Consider the following 17676-nt stretch of genomic DNA (forward strand, 5'->3'; position numbering starts at 1 on the left):
TTCCTTATGGTACACTTAAAGAAGAATTTATGAAACGGAGCGATATGATGAAAGCCATAAACTTAATCTCAATTGCCTTTGGTGCTATCGCTGGTACATATGCACGTTATTTGCTGAATCTTTCCTTATTATACACGGGCTATCCAATAGGAACGGTAATTGAAAACCTATTAGGAAGCTTCATACTAGGCCTATTAACAGGATTTTTTGGGTGGAAAAAGCCAAAAGAATGGATAAAGCTTGGACTAGGAGTTGGCGTGTGCGGCGGTTTTACAACGTATTCAACGTTTGCAGGAGACGTCATTTCTCTCACTCAGCACCATTTATTTTGGGGAGCCATTTATGTAATTGTCTCTTTAGTAGGTGGAATCCTTCTTGCTTTAGCAGGCTATCTATGCGGTGAAGCGGCAGGGGGAAATTTAGTGAAAGTACATGAGGTGAAGTAAATGAGCATAGTAAGCTTGGCACTTGGCGGGGCAGCTGGAGGGATATGCCGTTATCTTTTGGGTTTAAAAGTTACAAAAATAGTTTCAAACCCTCCTTTTCCAGTATCAATGCTGTTTGTAAACTTGTTCGGTGCGTTTGGCCTTGGTCTTTTTTACGGTAGTTATTATGGAAAGGTTCCGAGTCATGCTTATGATGATTCAATATTTTTAATGATTGGCATTGGGTTTTTTGGTGCCTTTACCACTTTTTCAACGTTCAGTGTGGAAACCGTACAGTTAATTCGAGAAAAGTCTTATCGAAAAATGTTGGCGTATGTGGGGATTTCAGCATTTGGAACAGTTGGTTTATTTACAGTCGGTTTACTGGCAGGAACGTTTTTATTTAAGTAAAGAGAACGTTTCTAGTAGGGAAAAACAAAAAGACGGAGAAGTAGAGAATGGATAGAAAAGCAGAAGTTTGGAAATACATTTTGTTGATTGTAGCTGTTGCAGGTCAGATCATCGGTTTTTTATTTTTATTTATAAATGTTGTCGCGGCATTTATTTTTTACGGTTTTTATATTCTAACTTTTATTATGTTACTCCTGCTGTTTATATGGGATCGGAAAAAGGAAAAAGACAAAGAAGAATTTGACGACTATACCGATTACTAACCATATAAAAAGCAGAATGATGCGGTGCGCCGGGCCTCTTACTTACTAAAGAAGCTTAAAAGATACATCTATAAAAGGAAGAGAGCCGTAAGAGCATAAAGAGATATTGTATTTACATCTAGTTGTGTTATAATTTTAAGTGCGAAAACAAAATCAATAAATAGCAATCACTAGGGGAGCTTTTTGAAGCTGAGACGAATGTATTTCGGACCCTTTGAACCTGATCTGGTTTGGACCAGCGTAGGGAAGTGGTGATCATGTTTACATAACGATGCATGCTAACCACTCTACGTTGTAGAGTGGTTTTTTGTATGTAATAAAACCCTCTACACAAGATGAGGTGATTGAAATTTCTCTTTATTCTGAATAGAAAGGTTTCGATCATGTGGATATTCCTAAATTTCATGTCATTACAACAGATAAGCAGCCAATCGAAGAGCTTCAAAAAATTTTAACGGCTATCGCGCCTTTTGCGGGCGCCGTTCATATTAGAGAAAAAGAGAAAACGGCAAAGCAGATTCAATGTTTACTAGAAAGCCTGCCATTTTGTCGCTCTAAAATTATTTTGAATGACCGAGTTGATGTAGCGCATGCTTTAAAAGCAAAAGGCGTACAGCTTGCCTATCATAGTTTAGACGTTTCGGTTGTTATAGACGCATTTCCTTCTCTTATTGTCGGAAAATCAGTTCACTCTGTGGAAGAGGCTTTAGAAGCTGAAAAAGATGGTGCTCACTACATTCTATACGGACATATTTATTCAACACATTCAAAAAAAGGATTAAAAAGTCGAGGGATAGCAGCACTAAAAGAAGTAGTAGACGCTGTGCAGATACCTGTTATTGCCATTGGAGGAATTACACCTGTAAATGCCAAAGAGGTGCTTCAAACAGGAGCACACGGTATAGCTGTGATGTCTGGTGTCATGCTTGCGCAAGATCCCCTCAAAGCGATTAAACAATATTCTCATATATGGACATCTGGAGGTGGAGAAAATGAAGCAGCATTATGATGTACTGTTAATCGGAGGAGGTATAATCAGCTCTTCTATCGCTTATCATTTGTCAAAACAAGGAGCGTCAGTAGCTATTCTTGAACGCAATCAAATTGGTTGTGAAGCTTCAAGTGCAGCCGCTGGTATTTTAGGTGCTCAAGCTGAAATTGATGAAGAAGGTCCTCTTTTAGACCTTGCTATTAAGAGCAGAAGCATGTTTCCTGAACTGGTGAAGGAACTAAAAGAAAAAACGGCCATCGATGTAGAGCTCATTCAAAAAGGCTTATTAAAAGTCGCTGTAACAGAAGAAGATGCACACGTATTAAAGAAAAAAGCCGCTCAGCACCACCGGTGGGATGAACATGTAAGATGGATCGATGTAAAAGAAGCGCGTTTGTTAGAACCCGGGCTCTCTCCAGACATATACGGAGCCATTACAATACCGGGAGACGGCCAGCTAGCTCCGGCTAAGTTAACGCAAGCTCTTGCTCATGGAGCCTTGTATCACGGAGCAGATGTATTCGAATACTGTGACGTTCATTCTCTTATTATGGAAAATGAAACAGTAAAAGGTGTACAGACGTCCAAAGGCTCTTTTTATGGAGAAAAAGTAGTTATTGCAGCAGGCTCATGGGCTAAACGCTTTATTTCTTCTGAACATGTAGGTCAGGTGTTTCCCGTAAAAGGGGAGTGTATTGCTCTTCAAAGTCATAAGCCGCTGCTTTCTAAAACGATTTTTTTAGATGAAGGTTTTTACTTAGTGCCTAAGACTGGTGGAAGAATCGTAATCGGGGCAACTAAGCTACAGCATGATTTTACCAAGACGGTTTCTGCACAAGGTATTCAATTTTTGCTGAATAAAGCTTCTGCGCTTCTGCCGGCTATTAAAGAAGCCACATTTGAAAAAGCATGGGCTGGTCTTCGTCCGCAAACAAATGATGGCTGGCCTTATTTAGGAGAGCATCCTGAAATAGCGAATCTACACATGGCGTTTGGCCACTACCGAAACGGTATTTTATTAAGTGCTGCAACTGGAAAAATTATGGCTGATGCTTTGTTAGGGAAAAAGCCGAATCATTCATTTTTTACATCATTTCAGCTAACAAGAGTAATGGAGGGAGTTCATTGAATCTAATCATTAATGGTAAGACCGTTACTTTTGGAGACGAAATTGAAACGGTCGAGCACTTGTTGCAGGCTCAGAACCTGCATGAACGAGTGGTAATTGTTGAGCTAAACAAGAACATTTTGCAAAAAGAAGAACATAGCGATGCATGCTTAAAAGATGGCGATATATTAGAAGTTGTTTCATTTGTCGGAGGAGGATGAAGAGTATGTTAAAAATTGGACAATATACATTTAATTCACGTTTACTATTAGGAACAGGGAAATTTCCGGACTTTACGACTCAGCGTCAAGCGGTAGAAGAGTCAGAAACAGAAATTTTAACATTTGCTGTGAGACGAATGGATATTTTTGATCAAAATCAGCCTAATTTATTAGAAGCGCTTGATGTGAAGCGTTTCACTCTTTTGCCTAACACTGCTGGAGCAAAAAATGCAGAAGAGGCCGTACGTATTGCTAAATTAGCAAAGGCTTCTGGACTTTGTGACATGGTGAAAGTAGAAGTAATTGGATGTGATAAAACGCTGCTTCCTGATCCAGTTGAAACATTAAAAGCCAGTGAAGAACTGTTAAAAGAGGGCTTTACCGTTTTACCTTACACATCAGATGATGTTTTACTTGCGCATCGTTTAGAGGAGTTAGGCGTACATGCCATTATGCCAGGAGCTTCGCCTATCGGTTCAGGTCAAGGTATTATTAATCCGTTGAACATGCGTTTTATCATTGAACAATCAACTGTTCCAGTAATTGTAGATGCAGGTATTGGAACGGCTTCAGACGCAGCTCAAGCTATGGAGCTAGGAGCAGATGGTGTGTTATTAAATACAGCTGTTTCAGGAGCAAAAGATCCTGTGAAAATGGCTCGTGCTATGAAGCTAGCGATTGAAGCAGGACGAGCAGCATTTGAAGCAGGACGTATTGAAAAGAAACAATATGCAACGGCAAGCAGTCCAACAGAAGGGATGAGTATCGGTTGATTAATCGTTATTCCCGCCAAGAATTGTTTCAACCTATTGGAAAAGGCGGACAGCAGCAAATTCAAGAAAAGCATGTTCTGATTGTAGGAGCAGGCGCTCTTGGAACAGGGAACGCCGAGGCCCTTGCGCGAGCGGGGGTAAAGAAAATAACGCTCATTGACCGGGACTATGTAGAGTGGAGCAACCTTCAGCGGCAGCAATTGTATAGTGAAAAAGATGCTGATAAAAGAATTCCAAAGGCAATTGCCGCTAAAAAACGGCTTCACGATATTAATCATGATGTAAAAGTAGAAGCGCACGTAGCAGACGGTACCCCTCAAGTTTTAGAACAGCTTGTTGAGGGGGTAGATGTTATGATTGATGCAACCGATAATTTTGACACACGCCTTGTAATGAATGATTTATCACAAAAATATGATATTCCTTGGATTTACGGAGCATGTGTAGGAAGTTATGGAATTAGTTATACTATCATACCAAGTGAAACACCGTGTTTATCCTGTTTGCTTGAATCTGTACCGCTTGGAGGGTTAACATGTGATACAGTGGGGATTATTAGTCCTGCTGTACAAATGGTAGTCGCTCATCAAGTAACAGAAGTGTTAAAAATATTAGTCGGAGACTGGAATGCGCTCAGGAGGGAACTTGTTTCGTTTGACGTATGGAAAAATGAGTATACGAGCATCAATGTGAACGTGTTTCGCAAATCTGCTTGCCGCTCATGCGGCAGTGAACAAACGTATCCCTTTTTACAATATGAAAATCAAACGAAAACAGCTGTGCTATGCGGAAGAAACACGGTACAAATCCGTCCGGGCAAATCAGCCAAGCAGCCGCTGCAGTCTTTAGGTGAACGATTAAAAGAAAAAGGATATAAAATTGAACAAAATCCGTATCTGCTTTCTTTTTATGTAGATGATTACCGTTTAGTGATGTTTCAAGATGGACGCGTCTTTGTCCATGGAACAAACGATATAGTAGAGGCAAAGTCACTTTATCATCGGTATATTGGGTAAGAAAGAGATGGAGGTTTCAGGCATGACAGTACCAAAAGCATTAACCATTGCTGGATCAGACAGCGGTGGAGGAGCAGGCATTCAAGCAGATTTAAAAACATTTCAAGAGCGTGACGTTTTTGGCATGTCTGTTATTACAGCTGTGACTGCACAAAATACTGTTGGCGTTCAAGGAGTTTATCCTTTAGCAGTAGAAGCAGTTGAAACGCAGTTAGATTCAATTGCCACTGACTTATTTCCTAATGCAGTGAAGACAGGTATGTTGTTCAGTGCTGATATTATTTACGCAGTGGCTCGTAAAATCAAACAGTACGGACTGCAAAATGTTGTAGTTGATCCCGTTATGATTGCAAAAGGCGGTCAGTCTCTTCTTCAAAGAGAAGCTGTACAGGCTCTAAAAGAATTATTGCCTCTTTGTGAAGTCATTACGCCGAACATACCGGAGGCGGAAGTCATCACGGGTAAAGAAATTCACACGATTGAAGACCGAAAAGAAGCGGCAAAACAGATGCATGAGCTAGGTGTAAAGCACGTGGTAATTAAAGGCGGACATGATCAATCTCATCAAGATATGATTGATATAGTGTATGATGGTCATAAGTACGTTGAAATCACGCATGAAAAGATGAATACAAAGCATACACACGGAACGGGATGCACGTTTGCTGCTTGCGTCACGGCTGAATTAGCGAAAGGTAAAAGCGTGGTTGAAGCAGTTCAAACCGCTTCGGATTTTGTTCACTATGCGATTAAGCATACGCTTGAAATTGGTTCCGGACACGGTCCTACTAATCACTGGGCGTATAGAAAATACTTTCGTTCAAACATATAAAAAAAACGTGCCTACAATCTAGGCACGTTTTTTATGAAGAAGGAATATGTGTAGGAATCTCTCCATCGATGCCTAAATAATAATGTCTAAGGGGCTTTAAATTATCATCAAGCTCATAAACAAGCGGCACGCTTGTGGGAATATTCAAGTTCGCAATGCCATCAGGCGAAATGTTATCCAAATACTGCATCAGAGCTCTAATCGTATTACCGTGAGCGGAAATAATAACCTTTTTGCCAGCTTTAATAGAAGGAGCAATAGTTTCGTTCCAATATTCTAGAACCCGCTTTTCTGTATCGGCTAAGTTTTCCGTTACAGGAAATTGTCCCTTAGCTAATTCCTTATACTTAGGGTTGGAAGCTTCATAGCGAATATCTGTTGTCTTTAAAGCAGGAGGGCGTTCGTTCATCGACCTTCTCCACAAATGTACTTGCTCTTCTCCAAATTTTTTTGCGGTTTCTTCTTTGTTTAAACCTTGAAGAGCTCCGTAGTGCCGTTCATTCAACCTCCAAGATTTGTATATGGGAATCCACATGAAGTCCATTTGATGTAAGACAATCCATAGAGTGCGAATGGATCGTTTTAAAACAGAAGTATAGGCAATATCAAAAGTATATTCGTTTTTCTTTAGCACTTTTCCAGCTTCTCGCGCTTCTTGCAATCCATTTTTAGAAAGATCTACATCCGTCCAGCCTGTAAATTTATTTTCCAGATTCCACACGCTTTGTCCGTGCCGAATCAACACAAGTTTTATCATCGTGTTCTCCTTTCAACAGTGACTAAGGACTCTATTCTTTTTTATTATGAGAAGGAAAGAGTTTTTTATCCTAAAGCCGGGCAAAGGAGTTTTTATCATTTAGAAAAAGTGATGCTGAAAAGTAAAGCTTTAACTTTTTTACGCATATGATAAAAATAAAAAAGGGAAGGGAAGATAGTGGATGAGTGACCAAGAACGTCAGATTCAAGCGTTGCACAGCCAGATTGAAGATTTAAAAGAAGAAATGTATCAGATGAAGCTTGATATTAGCACATTAGAGAAAGAAAAAGGAAAGCCTGTTTTGACACCGGCTCTCGTTGGTCAAATAGGAGGTTTTGTTCTAGGTGGATTAGCTATAATTGGAATTTTCTGGATGTAGAACTTCTCGTTTTGAAAACGAAAAGTTCTCCTGATTTTTCAATAAGCAATTCCAACGCGGCATTTGGGAAATTTTTGAGCCCATATCTCATGGTAGGTAAAGTGAGCGGTATCTCCCGTTGAAATTTTAACGGCATCAGCTGGTAAAATATCTTTTTCCACTCGATACGTGCCTGTTATTTCACCCTCAGGCAAGTATGTTGGGCATATAACCGTCCAGTTTAGATCACTTTCCTTCAAGTGTAAGTATCCTTTTAAATGATCTTCTGCTGCTCTGGTCGTTTTACGCTTTGATTCATTTGATTGAAAACGATACTTTTCTGGTTCTGTTCGTGATTGTAAGATGCCTGCAGTTCCAATAGTAAGAATACGATGAACGCCGTAATACTTCATGCTGTTTATAATAAGCGGCATACTTTTTGAAATCGTCTCTGCACCATCTGTATTTAACGCGCTGACTACGATATCTTGGTGCTTGAGGGCAAAGTTGATATTTTCTTGATGAAGTACATCGCCTTGTAAGATATGTAGGTTTGGATGACTAACCTGTAGCTTAGTGCGGTCTCTAACAAGTACAGTAACGTCGTTTTCATCTTTTAGCATCATTTTTAATAAAGACTTTCCAACTCGCCCTGTAGAGCCTAATAGTAAAATTTTCATTGGCTACACCCCTCTATAAAAGATAGTATCTATTCTTTAGGATATACAATCTGTATACTTATTCATAATAAAAAGCATGCGTAGCATAAAGTAATACAAAGTTGATGAATGAAATATTCAACAACAAAAAAATTTGATATGATAAAAAGACAGAAAAATCAAAAAATAGGAGAGTGAATGTCTTTTGGGAGACTTGCCTCTGAATCAAATGATGATATTAGTCGTTTTGCTTATGTTATCAGCTTTCTTTTCATCTGCTGAGACAGCCTTTTCAAGCGTAAATAAAATTCGTTTAAAACATTACGCTGAGAAAAAATATCGGGGAAGTAAAAAAGCGCTGCATATTGCTGAACACTTTGAGCAGACGCTATCGACAATTTTAGTAGGAAATATTGTCGTAAACATTGCTGCGTCCTCTTTGGCAGCTAAAATTGCCCTCGATATGTTTAAAGGAAATCTGGCACTTGTGATTAGTATCATCGTTATGACCATCATCATTTTGATTTTTGGTGAAGTCTTGCCAAAATCGTTAGCTAAAGAGCATGCCGAATCTTTTGCGCTGATGATTTCTTCCTTGTTATTTATTATTATTAAATTGTTAACCCCGATTTCCTTCTTATTTTTACAGGTGAAAAAAGGAACTTCTCACTTGTTAGCGTCTGCTCCTACACCAACGATTACAGAAGATGAAATTAAAGTGATGGTAGATTTAAGCGAAGAAGAAGGAACGATTAATAATATTGAAAAAGAGCTAGTTCATCGTTCACTCAATTTTAATGACATTGTGGTGGGGCAAATTTTAAAACCTAGAATAGATGTCACAGCAGTTGACGTAAATGCCGATATTGATTCGGTTTGTCAAATGTTTCTTGAAGAGAGATATTCGAGAGTGCCTGTATATGAAGATCATATTGATAATATTATTGGCATTTTATCAGAAAGAGAATTTTTAACCTGTTTAGTCCAAAGAAAAAAGATTTCTATTCGTGATTTGTTGAGACAACCTATTTTTGTAGTAGAATCCATGAAAATATCTGTTCTATTGCCAGAGCTCCAAAAAAGTAAGGTTCACATGGCAATTGTAGTTGATGAGTTTGGGGGAACGGCCGGTCTTGTGACCTTAGAGGATATATTAGAAGAAATTGTAGGAGAGATTTGGGATGAACATGATGAAGCTGTTAAGTATGTACACCGGATAGGAGAAAAGGAGTACGAATTTAACGCCGACATCCCTATTGATGAATTTTTAACCTATATAGCGGTTAGTTCTCCTGACAGTACGTGCCATACCTTAGGGGGATGGATATATGAGCAGTTTGATCATATTCCTGCTAAAGGAGACTTTTTCTCATATGAAGAGATATTGTTTACCATTAAGGAAGTAGAAAATCGACGTATTCGCAAAGTTTCCGTAAAATCATTTGCGAATAAGAATGAGGAAGCTGATTAAAAGAAACTAGAAAGCGCTCCAAGAAATCTTGGAGCGCTAAAGCCATAATATGAAATTAGTTAATATTAGTACTTGCCGCCTAGGTTTTGCTCAGCTAATTGTACTAAACGTTTTGTGATTTCGCCACCAACAGATCCGTTCGCACGAGCTGTTGCATCTGGTCCTAAGTTTACACCAAACTCACTAGCGATTTCGAACTTCATTTGATCGATAGCAGCTTGAGCACCAGGCGCTACTAACTTGTTTGATGAATTTCTGTTTGATGCGTTTTGATAATTTGCCATGTGTATTCATCTCCTCGTTAGATAAAATAGATTGTAATGGTTGAGTTAGCTGGAGTTGAACCAGCCGAGCAGATGCATCGATTAGATCTGCTTGCCTACCGCGGCGTAACTCAATGTTTGCGAGCTGTTGTGCTCGGTTGTTACTAGTATTATGGCGAAAGGGAAAAAAACATATACATAGAAATTTATTGGTAATTTATAGAAATTTTGTGTGGAGTTTGATAAAGAGTAAGAGAGTTTTATTCCGTGCATATTATAGGTACATATTGATCAGGTAAAGCGAGGTGTGCGGATGTCGATTTGTTCCTTATGTAATGGGTTTAGTGATGTACAAATGACGTGCAAAACATGTGGAGGAGTGCTGGGAGATATGGGAAAAGTCAGCGATTATTTTGATGATTACAGTGCTTACATGGAAATCGATCAGTTAAAAGTAGAAAATGGGTATCCTAGTGATTTAGCAAATCACCAATGTATTCATCTCTTTTACTGCTCTACTTGTCACAGTGAAGAATTGAAGCAAATACAGGAATAAAAAAAGACCCCTAGGGGTCTTTTTTTATTCCTGTTCAGCACGGATGCGCTGTTCAGATTCTGCATCAAAGAAATGCGCTTTGTTCATATCTAATGCTAAGTCTAGAGACTGAAGCGGTTTAATATCTGTTCTTGAATCTACGCGTGCTACAAAATCTTGTCCGCCAAGTTTAGAATAAAGCATGGTTTCAGCTCCCATTAACTCGGATACATCGACTTTGATTGTAACTTTTGTGCCAGGTGAAGATTCAATAAATACAGGCTCATCATGGAAATCTTCAGGACGGATGCCTAAAATAATTTGTTTGTTTAAATATCCTTGCTCGCGAAGTATTTTCATTTTACCTTCCGGAACTGCAAGAAGAGAATCGCCTACTTGAACCTTTCCGTCTTTTAACGTTCCGGTTAAGAAGTTCATAGCAGGAGAACCAATAAACCCGCCTACAAATACATTTTCAGGTTTTTCATATACTTCTTTTGGTGTACCAACCTGCTGGATAATCCCATCTTTCATAACAACTAAACGAGAAGCCATTGTCATTGCTTCGGTTTGGTCATGCGTTACGTAAATTGTCGTTGTACCCAAACGCTGGTGAAGCTTCGCAATTTCAGAGCGCATTTGCACACGTAATTTCGCGTCTAAGTTTGATAAAGGTTCGTCCATTAAGAAGACTTTAGCATCACGAACGATTGCACGACCTAGAGCTACACGCTGACGCTGTCCGCCGGATAATGCTTTTGGTTTGCGCTCTAAGTATTGCTCAAGTCCTAAAATACGAGCGGCATCTTTTACGCGGCGGTCGATTTCATCTTTTGGTAATTTACGAAGTTTTAAGCCAAAAGCCATGTTGTCATATACGCTCATATGCGGATACAATGCGTAGTTTTGGAATACCATTGCAATATCGCGATCTTTTGGAGCAACGTCATTTACACGCTTGCTGTCAATATAAAAATCACCTTTTGAAATTTCCTCTAGCCCTGCAACCATACGAAGCGTTGTCGATTTCCCGCAGCCGGAAGGCCCAACAAATACAATAAATTCTTTATCTTGAATGTGAAGGTTAAAATCTTTTACCGCCGTCACATCTTTATCATACATTTTATAAATATGTTCTAAACGTAATTCAGCCATTTCCATTTCCCCCTTGTATGTACTCTGTGAAACCGTTTTCTTAACTCAAGTGTAATTTTTTTTAATGAAATGGTAAATGGGAAACATGCACAAAAAAAAGAAAGGGTTTTCGTGCACTATTTACGAAAACCCTTTCTTTTTATTTTCCATCTTGCGAATTTTTTAAAGCAAGAATGGCTAAGTAAGCAGACACAGCTCCTGTGAAGTGTTTGATATCAAGGTGTGTGCGATCAATAAACTTCTCAATTCTATACTGCAAGCTGTTGCGATGCATGTACAATTTCTTAGCAGCAAGAGATACGTTTAAATTACATTCTAAATAAACTTTAATCGTTTCTAAAAGATCTCCATCATCTTTTACTAAGTCAAGTAAATGTATCATATGATTTTGGATTGCCTCTGAAGACTCTTGCAGAACCAAATGGGGTAAAACGTCGGTAAAATGGATAACATGGTTTTGTTCGACTGTATGCTTAATTTGATAAAACCATTTCTTTTCACGCTCAAAAATTAATCGCGGTGAAGACGGAAAAAAGTGAATTTGTCCTTCAAAGAACTGAATCGAAGTTTCAAAATCATGACATAGCACCTCGATAGAATCTGATAAATTTTCAGTTAAGTCATTAGGATCATCAAAGGTTTCGATAACGATACCTGATTGTTTATCAATCCACAGCACAGTAACAGAGGTAGAATACAAGGCATGAAGCGCATTTTCAAACTCTATTTTTTGTTCAAACAAACGTTTAATTAAAAACTGGGTGAAGCGAAAAGAATGGTGCGTATGATGAGAGTGAATGACTTTTTCAGGTGCTTCAAATAACAGGTTTGACCAATACAATTGCTCTGGTGTCAGTAAAGAAACTTTCTCATCATAAGGAGTTAAAAAAGCAGAAAGTAACGCCTGCTCTTTTTGAGATAAAGCCGTGTGTTCAATTCCAATGAAGCCTTCATCATATGAAAACCATTTGTAACGTTCAAATTGAGAAGGGATTTTAGCCTTAATCATTTTATCCCCAAATAGTGTGTGCAGCTGTTTCATCTGTGCTCGTTCCCTTCGGTGAAAGCTTACTACTATTCATAAACGTGAAAAAGCATAAGCTCATGAATATAATCAATTAATTGTGTTTCATCTATTTGATTAGAAAGCGCAGTTTTCCATACAATTTGTCCATCTTTTAAATAATCAGCCTCATAATAAACCCGATTCATATAAAACGAGATGTGCCAGCCCGGCATTCGATTATTTTGATACAGTGGTTTAACCTGAAAGTGTGAAACCATAAAGAAAATCTCCTTTCTCAATTAGTTATTATAAGCTTACCATGAGAAAAGGAGATGAAAAATCATTTAATCTAAAAATTTTGTTAATTTGTAAAATATGTTGCATATGTGTTTAGCACCTTGCGTTTGAATATCTGTTTCATCAAAAATCATCGGTTTTGCATTCACTTCAAACAAATAATACTGCCCTTGAGTTGACTTTGCCATATCAAGAGAAAATTCTTCAACTAGAGGGAAGGACTTTTGAAGGACTTGCCCGCACGTATTTACAAAAGACGAAAGAAAGGAAGTATCTACTTCATCTTCAAGATCTTGAAAAGGTGAAATGCTTCCTCCGTTTAAAGTATGTGTTGTAATGGATTGATAGGGACTATGTCGAATACCGACGCCGCTAATAACATATCGGCTATCTTTGTGATGCGCTAAAATACGTAAGTCATAGCGCCTGTCTTTGAATGGTTGCGTCTCAATCGCTTCTTGAATGAGATAAGCAGACCTGGGAAGGTCAATTGCTTTTAAAGAAGAAAATTCTTCTTTGCGTTTATGATCTTGGTAAATAATCGTATGCTTATGGGAAGATAATCGAAAAATTCCAGCACCTTTACTGCTGTTAATAGGCTTAAAGTAAAGGGAAGAGTGTTTTTGCAGAAGCTTAGCAATATCAATTTCTGGTGTTAAACGATAGGTTTTAGGAAGGTGAGAAGATAGTATTGGATCCTTTGAAAATAATTGATATACTTTCCATTTTGAAAAAAAAGCGGAATTAAAAAATGGGATGTGCTTGCCTTTAATTTTTTGATGTAAAGATGTCAGCTTCTTGATTTCTGATTTTCTTCCTGGATAACGATTATATATAACGTTTGGCAGCGGTAAAGTTGTTTTGATCCACTGCTTTTTTGCACCGTCAAAGCAATACCCTTCAAAGAAGTGATGAGACATTGTTTCTTCAGCGAATAAAGCAAGAAGCCCGCCTTTTTCTTGCAGGGTATGATGTAAGAGTTCTAATAAAGGGCGCTGTTTTACATTCAGTTTTTCCAAAACAGCTTTGTTCGTTAAAACTCCCACAATAGGACCGACTTTTTCTCCTTTTAAACGAAGAAAAGCTTGAGTAGAAGAAATGTTTTGAGTAAAGGGAAGTTCAATTTCTTGAACTCCCCATGTGTAAGATGCTGAAGGGTTATGATGAAACCACTGCTGCTTTTCTTTGTGATAGTAAATTGTAATCATATGCTGATGCCTTCAGGTGTATTTAGATAGTATCCAGATAAGTAAATCGCATATTCTAGAGAAAGTTTTCTAGTTTGTTGATCTGCTTTTCGTAAGGCAGGGTGTGAAAAAATAGAGCGACCGGGCTTAGAGTTAGCTTCAAACAGCCATACATTTCCTTGATAATCCACTCCAAAATCGAATCCAAGCTCTCCAATTAATCCGTTCAACTCCTGTTCAAGCACATGACTAATTGAGATAGCGGCATCTTTTAGCTTATTTTCAATTTCTTTCTTGTAAGAAGGGTTGGTGAATATTTTGGCTGTAGCTTCAATTTCTCCGCCGTAATCAAGATGCGTAGTGATGCTGTTGGGACCGGCTACTTTAGCAGCTAAAGCAGTAAGCACCCATTGGTTATTCCCGTCTTTATTCGTATGCACGCGAAAGTCTACACAGCGCTTTTCTTTTTTGATTAATGAAATACCTTGCTGAGCAATGTAGGAGGGATTAGTAAGTAAATATTCAAATTCTGATAATAGATCCTCTAAGGTTTCTTTTTCTTGAACATGAAGACCTTTTTCTCCTTTGTAAGTCAGCGTGTACATGGAATCCTTAAAAGATAGGGTATAAATGCCGCGGCCTAAGCTTCCGTTTTTCGGTTTTAAATAAACGGTTTGATGAAGAAGCAGAAGTTTTTTTATTTGCTCACACGAAGGACTTTCAACTGTGTAAGGTAACAAATAGGCTGTCTGCTCGTTCAGTTTTAAAAGCTCATGAATTTCCCACTTGTTGAAAAAATCAGGATTAAAAAATGGAATGCCGTAATCAGTCATCATCTTTTCTTTAATGAACTTAAAAGGAGCTAACCCCTCTGTTTTTCGATTTGGCAAACGATTATATACAACGTTAGGAAGCGGGATTTCATGCTGTGTCCAGCCGCTTTTTTCATAAAAATAGCCGTTTATGGTCCCGGTTTCCCAGTTGATATGATGAGTTCCAAAAATAAAAGGCAGTCCCCCTGTTATACTTGCAGTAGAAAGAAGTTTAGCTAAGTGAAGGGAACGCTTTCCAATTGGCCGCAGCAGAGAACCAGTAAAACCAGCGGATAACACACCGATTAAAGGTCCTAAGTGAATGGTCTCATTCACAATAATAGGTTGCATCATATGGGCGAAAGGAATTTGAAGTTTTGTCATTAGCTCAGCTGAAATCTGAATTTCTTCACGTTCTGAAGATTGTATAAGGCATGGAGCTGTCATTGTTCCAAAAGCTGCTTGTTTCAAGGAGTCTTTGTAAAGAGATGCAGGAACAGAAAGATCGCAGCCTAGCTGCTCTACTACAACAAGGCGAGTAAGAGTTTTTTTCATAGCATTACTCCTTACGATACGATAGTGTGTTAGCTAAATAGACGCAGTAAGACAGGACATTTTTATACATGACTTCTTTTTGTTCAGGTGCTGTCTCCATTACTATTTTTCTTCCCGGTTTCGAATTTAAATCTAGAATCCAGATGCTGAAGTCTCTCGAGATACATAAATCAATACCTAATTCAAAAAGAGAAGGAAAGTGATTTTCCAGTACGGACGGAATCGTTTTACAAATGGTGTTGATTTCATCCATTAAATATTGACGATGAACGCGAGGGATGCGAGGCAGCAAGTTCTCAAAGGGTACAATAGATGCTCCTGAACTTACATTTGTTACGATGGAGTCCCGTTCACCTTGTCTAATTCCTCTTCCAATTTCTTTCCAAGCACCATCGTTTCCTTTTTGTAATAGCAGTCTTATATCAAAAGGAGTGCGTTCATAAGGGAAAAATGAAATATGGGGCTGAGCAATATACAGTACATCACGGGTCGTTTTCGTAAACCAGTTCTTAAACTCCTGAAAAGAGGAAAATAGAATGGTGTTTACAATGTCATTTTGTTGATAAGAAGCTTCAATTTCACGTCCGCGCTGTCTTAATTTCACAATCCCTTTACCTTGTGAGCCGTTGGCAGGTTTAATCATTAGGCTATCGTTTGTTCGAAGCAGCTGAACAAGTTGCTCTACACTTTCGATTGGAGTGGTAGGAGGAATATATGAAGATAAATAGCTATCTTTTTTAATTACTTCATAGACATCTAGCTTATTGGGTAATCCATGGCCTAAAAATGTAACATCTTCCCGCTGTTTAAGCCAGTTTACAATAGGGCGAGCCTTTTTAGACAGAGAGTCTTTTCGATAAAAGCAGCGATCGTAAATAAACGAAGGAAGTAAGAAGGAATCTTCTATCCATTTCTTTTGTTGTAAATCGTAGCGGAAGCCTTCAATATTTTCGGTGTTAGGATGAATGTTAAAAGGAGTAAAACGGTATATTTCAATCGAAAACTCAGAAGCATGTTTAGCAATTTCGGTCACGTACTCCACTTCTTGCTGTGGGTGAATCGTTAAAAAGCCTAATGAAATCATCGTAAATCCTCCTTGGGAAATTGAAAATTCGTTGCATGCAGACAATAATCAAGCAGTGCTTTTGTTGATGGACGGACGGAGAAAGCGCTTGAGTCGGATTGTTTGGAAGGTTTGACATTTACTTCAATAATCCAAGGCTTTCCTTCTTGATCAATCGCTAAATCAATACCGAATTCCGCATAAAGTTCACACGGATGAGAAAGCTGTGTGCAAATTTCAATGGCAATCTCTTTTAAAAGTGAAAGGATATGGCGCGTAGTTTTTGAATCATAGAGCTGAGTTAACACTTGATGAGGAGGATGAATATCTCCTCCACGGGCAAGATTTGAGACGAAATTGCCGGGTTTTGATACACGTGTGACAATGGACGTGATTTTCCACGTCAAGTCGTCTTTTTTATGACAGAGAATGCGGAAATCAAAAGGGCACTGTTTGTATGTCTGCAGTGAAATTCCTTCTTGGATGAGGAATCCTTGCCTTTTTAATTGACTATAAAGCGTTTCAAATAAGTCATAAAGAGATTCATATTCTTTTTCATACGTCTGCGTAAACGTTGTATAGTCTAAAGTATACTTCTCTTTCTTTGAAATTTTAAAAATATTTTTTCCTTGGCTACCATGAACAGGCTTCAAAAAAACATCATCATGAAGTTCCAAAGCGTCAAGAAAATCTTGACGTGAACGAAGCTGATACGTTTTCGGCAAATAAGGAAGCAAGTGTACGACATCTTTAAGCTGTTGAAAAACCGTCCATTTATTTAAGTAGCGTGCGTTAAAGAAAGGAACGTCATGTTCTTTTAAAAATGTTTTAAAGGTTTGAAAATCAGCGGTTTGCTCCGTTTTCCTGGCATGAATCCGGTTGTGTACGATTCCAGGAAAGGGAACGTCTGAATAAACCCATCGATCAGCGCGATAAACATATCCTTTAGGGGATAATGACTTCACGTCGCTTAATTTGCTCACATAGCAAAAACACCCTAACTCCTTGCAAGCTTGAACAAATTCCTTACAAAATACAGAAATGGAGCCAAAGTGTTCTTCATCTTCTCGAACTTCTGTTACGATGCTAATTACGGGTCCCAACCTAAACGTGTTCTCTTCATAAATGCCTCTCAGCTGATGCGTTTCATACGGAAAGCGAAAGTCTGTAAATAGAGCTTCTGACATCATGAAACAGCATTCTCGATGCTGAAAAACGGTGGCTTTGACTTCTTTCGTGATGGAGCCTACTGTTAACGTAAACTCGTGCTTGCACTTCACACGGGAGAACAGAGCAGAACTAATGTAAATGTCGCTGCTCATATGGTTCTCTAGTGGTTTTAGAGAAATGGTAAAAGTATTCATAAACGAATCCTCTTTTTCTTTCCTTTAGTAGGCGAATGCTGATATATACTATGAGGAATTAGCCCAATCTGTGAAGAGAATTTATCGTTTTCTGAGAAAATAAAGGTCTTAAGCTGAATTTTATATAATAATTTGTTATAGTTAGGGAAGTCAA

Annotated in this window: 22 protein-coding genes and 1 riboswitch; of the genes, 12 read left to right on the forward strand and 10 right to left on the reverse strand. The window is 38.4% G+C overall.

What is annotated here, in order from left to right; genetic code table 11:
• Window positions 1-47 precede the first annotated feature (47 nt).
• The 9 genes from JNUCC25_RS02775 to thiD all read left to right on the forward strand — a co-directional run bounded on the left by JNUCC25_RS02775 (window position 48) and on the right by thiD (window position 6040).
• Window positions 48-446, forward strand: a complete 399-nt coding sequence (locus tag JNUCC25_RS02775) for a fluoride efflux transporter FluC (protein WP_029320749.1) — start codon at window positions 48-50, stop codon at window positions 444-446.
• Window positions 447-836 carry a fluoride efflux transporter CrcB gene (gene crcB, locus JNUCC25_RS02780; protein ID WP_078081445.1) on the forward strand — a complete coding sequence of 130 codons (390 nt, stop codon included), beginning with the start codon at window positions 447-449 and terminating at the stop codon, window positions 834-836.
• Between the two features lie 47 nt (window positions 837-883).
• A complete protein-coding gene (locus tag JNUCC25_RS02785) occupies window positions 884-1099 on the forward strand; it encodes a hypothetical protein (protein ID WP_013055279.1) in 216 nt (71 codons plus the stop codon).
• 162 nt (window positions 1100-1261) lie between these two features.
• A riboswitch (TPP riboswitch) is annotated at window positions 1262-1363 on the forward strand.
• Between the two features lie 121 nt (window positions 1364-1484).
• Complete coding sequence (locus JNUCC25_RS02790; protein ID WP_013055280.1) at window positions 1485-2108, forward strand: thiamine phosphate synthase; 624 nt, start codon at window positions 1485-1487, stop codon at window positions 2106-2108.
• Window positions 2092-3219, forward strand: a complete 1128-nt coding sequence (gene thiO, locus JNUCC25_RS02795; protein WP_013055281.1) for a glycine oxidase ThiO — start codon at window positions 2092-2094, stop codon at window positions 3217-3219. Before JNUCC25_RS02790 ends, thiO begins: the two co-directional genes overlap by 17 nt.
• Complete coding sequence (gene thiS / locus JNUCC25_RS02800; RefSeq protein WP_013055282.1) at window positions 3216-3419, forward strand: sulfur carrier protein ThiS; 204 nt, start codon at window positions 3216-3218, stop codon at window positions 3417-3419. The genes thiO and thiS overlap by 4 nt, the downstream gene beginning before the upstream one ends.
• 5 nt (window positions 3420-3424) lie before the next feature.
• Window positions 3425-4192 carry a thiazole synthase gene (locus tag JNUCC25_RS02805; RefSeq protein WP_029320752.1) on the forward strand — a complete coding sequence of 256 codons (768 nt, stop codon included), beginning with the start codon at window positions 3425-3427 and terminating at the stop codon, window positions 4190-4192.
• Window positions 4189-5208 (forward strand): thiazole biosynthesis adenylyltransferase ThiF, encoded by a 1020-nt coding sequence (locus JNUCC25_RS02810; protein ID WP_013055284.1) that lies wholly within the window; start codon window positions 4189-4191, stop codon window positions 5206-5208. The genes JNUCC25_RS02805 and JNUCC25_RS02810 overlap by 4 nt, the downstream gene beginning before the upstream one ends.
• A 22-nt stretch (window positions 5209-5230) precedes the next feature.
• Complete coding sequence (thiD, locus tag JNUCC25_RS02815; RefSeq protein ID WP_013055285.1) at window positions 5231-6040, forward strand: bifunctional hydroxymethylpyrimidine kinase/phosphomethylpyrimidine kinase; 810 nt, start codon at window positions 5231-5233, stop codon at window positions 6038-6040.
• Between the two features lie 31 nt (window positions 6041-6071).
• On the opposite strand, the gene gpmA is transcribed toward thiD, so the two are convergent.
• On the reverse strand, window positions 6072-6797 hold the full coding sequence (gene gpmA, locus JNUCC25_RS02820) for a 2,3-diphosphoglycerate-dependent phosphoglycerate mutase (RefSeq protein WP_013055286.1): 726 nt from the start codon (window positions 6795-6797) through the stop codon (window positions 6072-6074).
• 181 nt (window positions 6798-6978) lie between these two features.
• Between gpmA and JNUCC25_RS02825 the strand changes: the two genes are divergently transcribed.
• Window positions 6979-7176, forward strand: a complete 198-nt coding sequence (locus JNUCC25_RS02825; RefSeq protein WP_029320754.1) for a hypothetical protein — start codon at window positions 6979-6981, stop codon at window positions 7174-7176.
• A gap of 38 nt (window positions 7177-7214) precedes the next feature.
• On the opposite strand, the gene JNUCC25_RS02830 is transcribed toward JNUCC25_RS02825, so the two are convergent.
• Window positions 7215-7835, reverse strand: coding sequence for an NAD(P)-dependent oxidoreductase (locus JNUCC25_RS02830; RefSeq protein ID WP_064471290.1), 621 nt, complete (start codon window positions 7833-7835; stop codon window positions 7215-7217).
• 184 nt (window positions 7836-8019) lie between these two features.
• Between JNUCC25_RS02830 and JNUCC25_RS02835 the strand changes: the two genes are divergently transcribed.
• Window positions 8020-9285, forward strand: a complete 1266-nt coding sequence (locus tag JNUCC25_RS02835; protein WP_013055289.1) for a hemolysin family protein — start codon at window positions 8020-8022, stop codon at window positions 9283-9285.
• Between the two features lie 65 nt (window positions 9286-9350).
• Here JNUCC25_RS02835 and JNUCC25_RS02840 read toward each other — a convergent pair whose 3' ends face one another.
• A complete protein-coding gene (locus JNUCC25_RS02840) occupies window positions 9351-9569 on the reverse strand; it encodes an alpha/beta-type small acid-soluble spore protein (RefSeq protein ID WP_013055290.1) in 219 nt (72 codons plus the stop codon).
• A gap of 370 nt (window positions 9570-9939) precedes the next feature.
• On the opposite strand from JNUCC25_RS02840, the gene JNUCC25_RS02845 reads away from it, so the two are divergent.
• A complete protein-coding gene (locus tag JNUCC25_RS02845) occupies window positions 9940-10104 on the forward strand; it encodes a hypothetical protein (RefSeq protein WP_013055291.1) in 165 nt (54 codons plus the stop codon).
• A 24-nt stretch (window positions 10105-10128) separates the two neighbouring features.
• On the opposite strand, the gene JNUCC25_RS02850 is transcribed toward JNUCC25_RS02845, so the two are convergent.
• The 7 genes from JNUCC25_RS02850 to JNUCC25_RS02880 all read right to left on the reverse strand — a co-directional run bounded on the left by JNUCC25_RS02850 (window position 10129) and on the right by JNUCC25_RS02880 (window position 17522).
• Window positions 10129-11238, reverse strand: a complete 1110-nt coding sequence (locus tag JNUCC25_RS02850) for an ABC transporter ATP-binding protein (RefSeq protein ID WP_029320758.1) — start codon at window positions 11236-11238, stop codon at window positions 10129-10131.
• A 139-nt stretch (window positions 11239-11377) separates the two neighbouring features.
• Entirely contained in the window at window positions 11378-12280 is a 903-nt protein-coding gene (locus JNUCC25_RS02855; RefSeq protein WP_064471291.1) for a PucR family transcriptional regulator, read from the reverse strand.
• Window positions 12281-12312: 32 nt separating this feature from the next.
• A complete protein-coding gene (locus JNUCC25_RS02860) occupies window positions 12313-12522 on the reverse strand; it encodes a YheE family protein (protein WP_013055294.1) in 210 nt (69 codons plus the stop codon).
• Between the two features lie 66 nt (window positions 12523-12588).
• A complete protein-coding gene (locus JNUCC25_RS02865; protein WP_029320762.1) occupies window positions 12589-13749 on the reverse strand; it encodes a YheC/YheD family endospore coat-associated protein in 1161 nt (386 codons plus the stop codon).
• Entirely contained in the window at window positions 13746-15095 is a 1350-nt protein-coding gene (locus JNUCC25_RS02870; protein WP_029320765.1) for a YheC/YheD family endospore coat-associated protein, read from the reverse strand. Before JNUCC25_RS02870 ends, JNUCC25_RS02865 begins: the two co-directional genes overlap by 4 nt.
• A 4-nt stretch (window positions 15096-15099) precedes the next feature.
• The gene (locus tag JNUCC25_RS02875) at window positions 15100-16179 is read right to left on the reverse strand and encodes a YheC/YheD family endospore coat-associated protein (RefSeq protein WP_064471292.1); all 1080 of its coding nucleotides are present in this window, start codon (window positions 16177-16179) and stop codon (window positions 15100-15102) included.
• Window positions 16176-17522, reverse strand: a complete 1347-nt coding sequence (locus JNUCC25_RS02880; RefSeq protein ID WP_029320770.1) for a YheC/YheD family endospore coat-associated protein — start codon at window positions 17520-17522, stop codon at window positions 16176-16178. The genes JNUCC25_RS02875 and JNUCC25_RS02880 overlap by 4 nt, the downstream gene beginning before the upstream one ends.
• Between the last annotated feature and the right edge of the window lie 154 nt (window positions 17523-17676).

Source organism: Priestia sp. JNUCC 25, assembly GCF_053667915.1.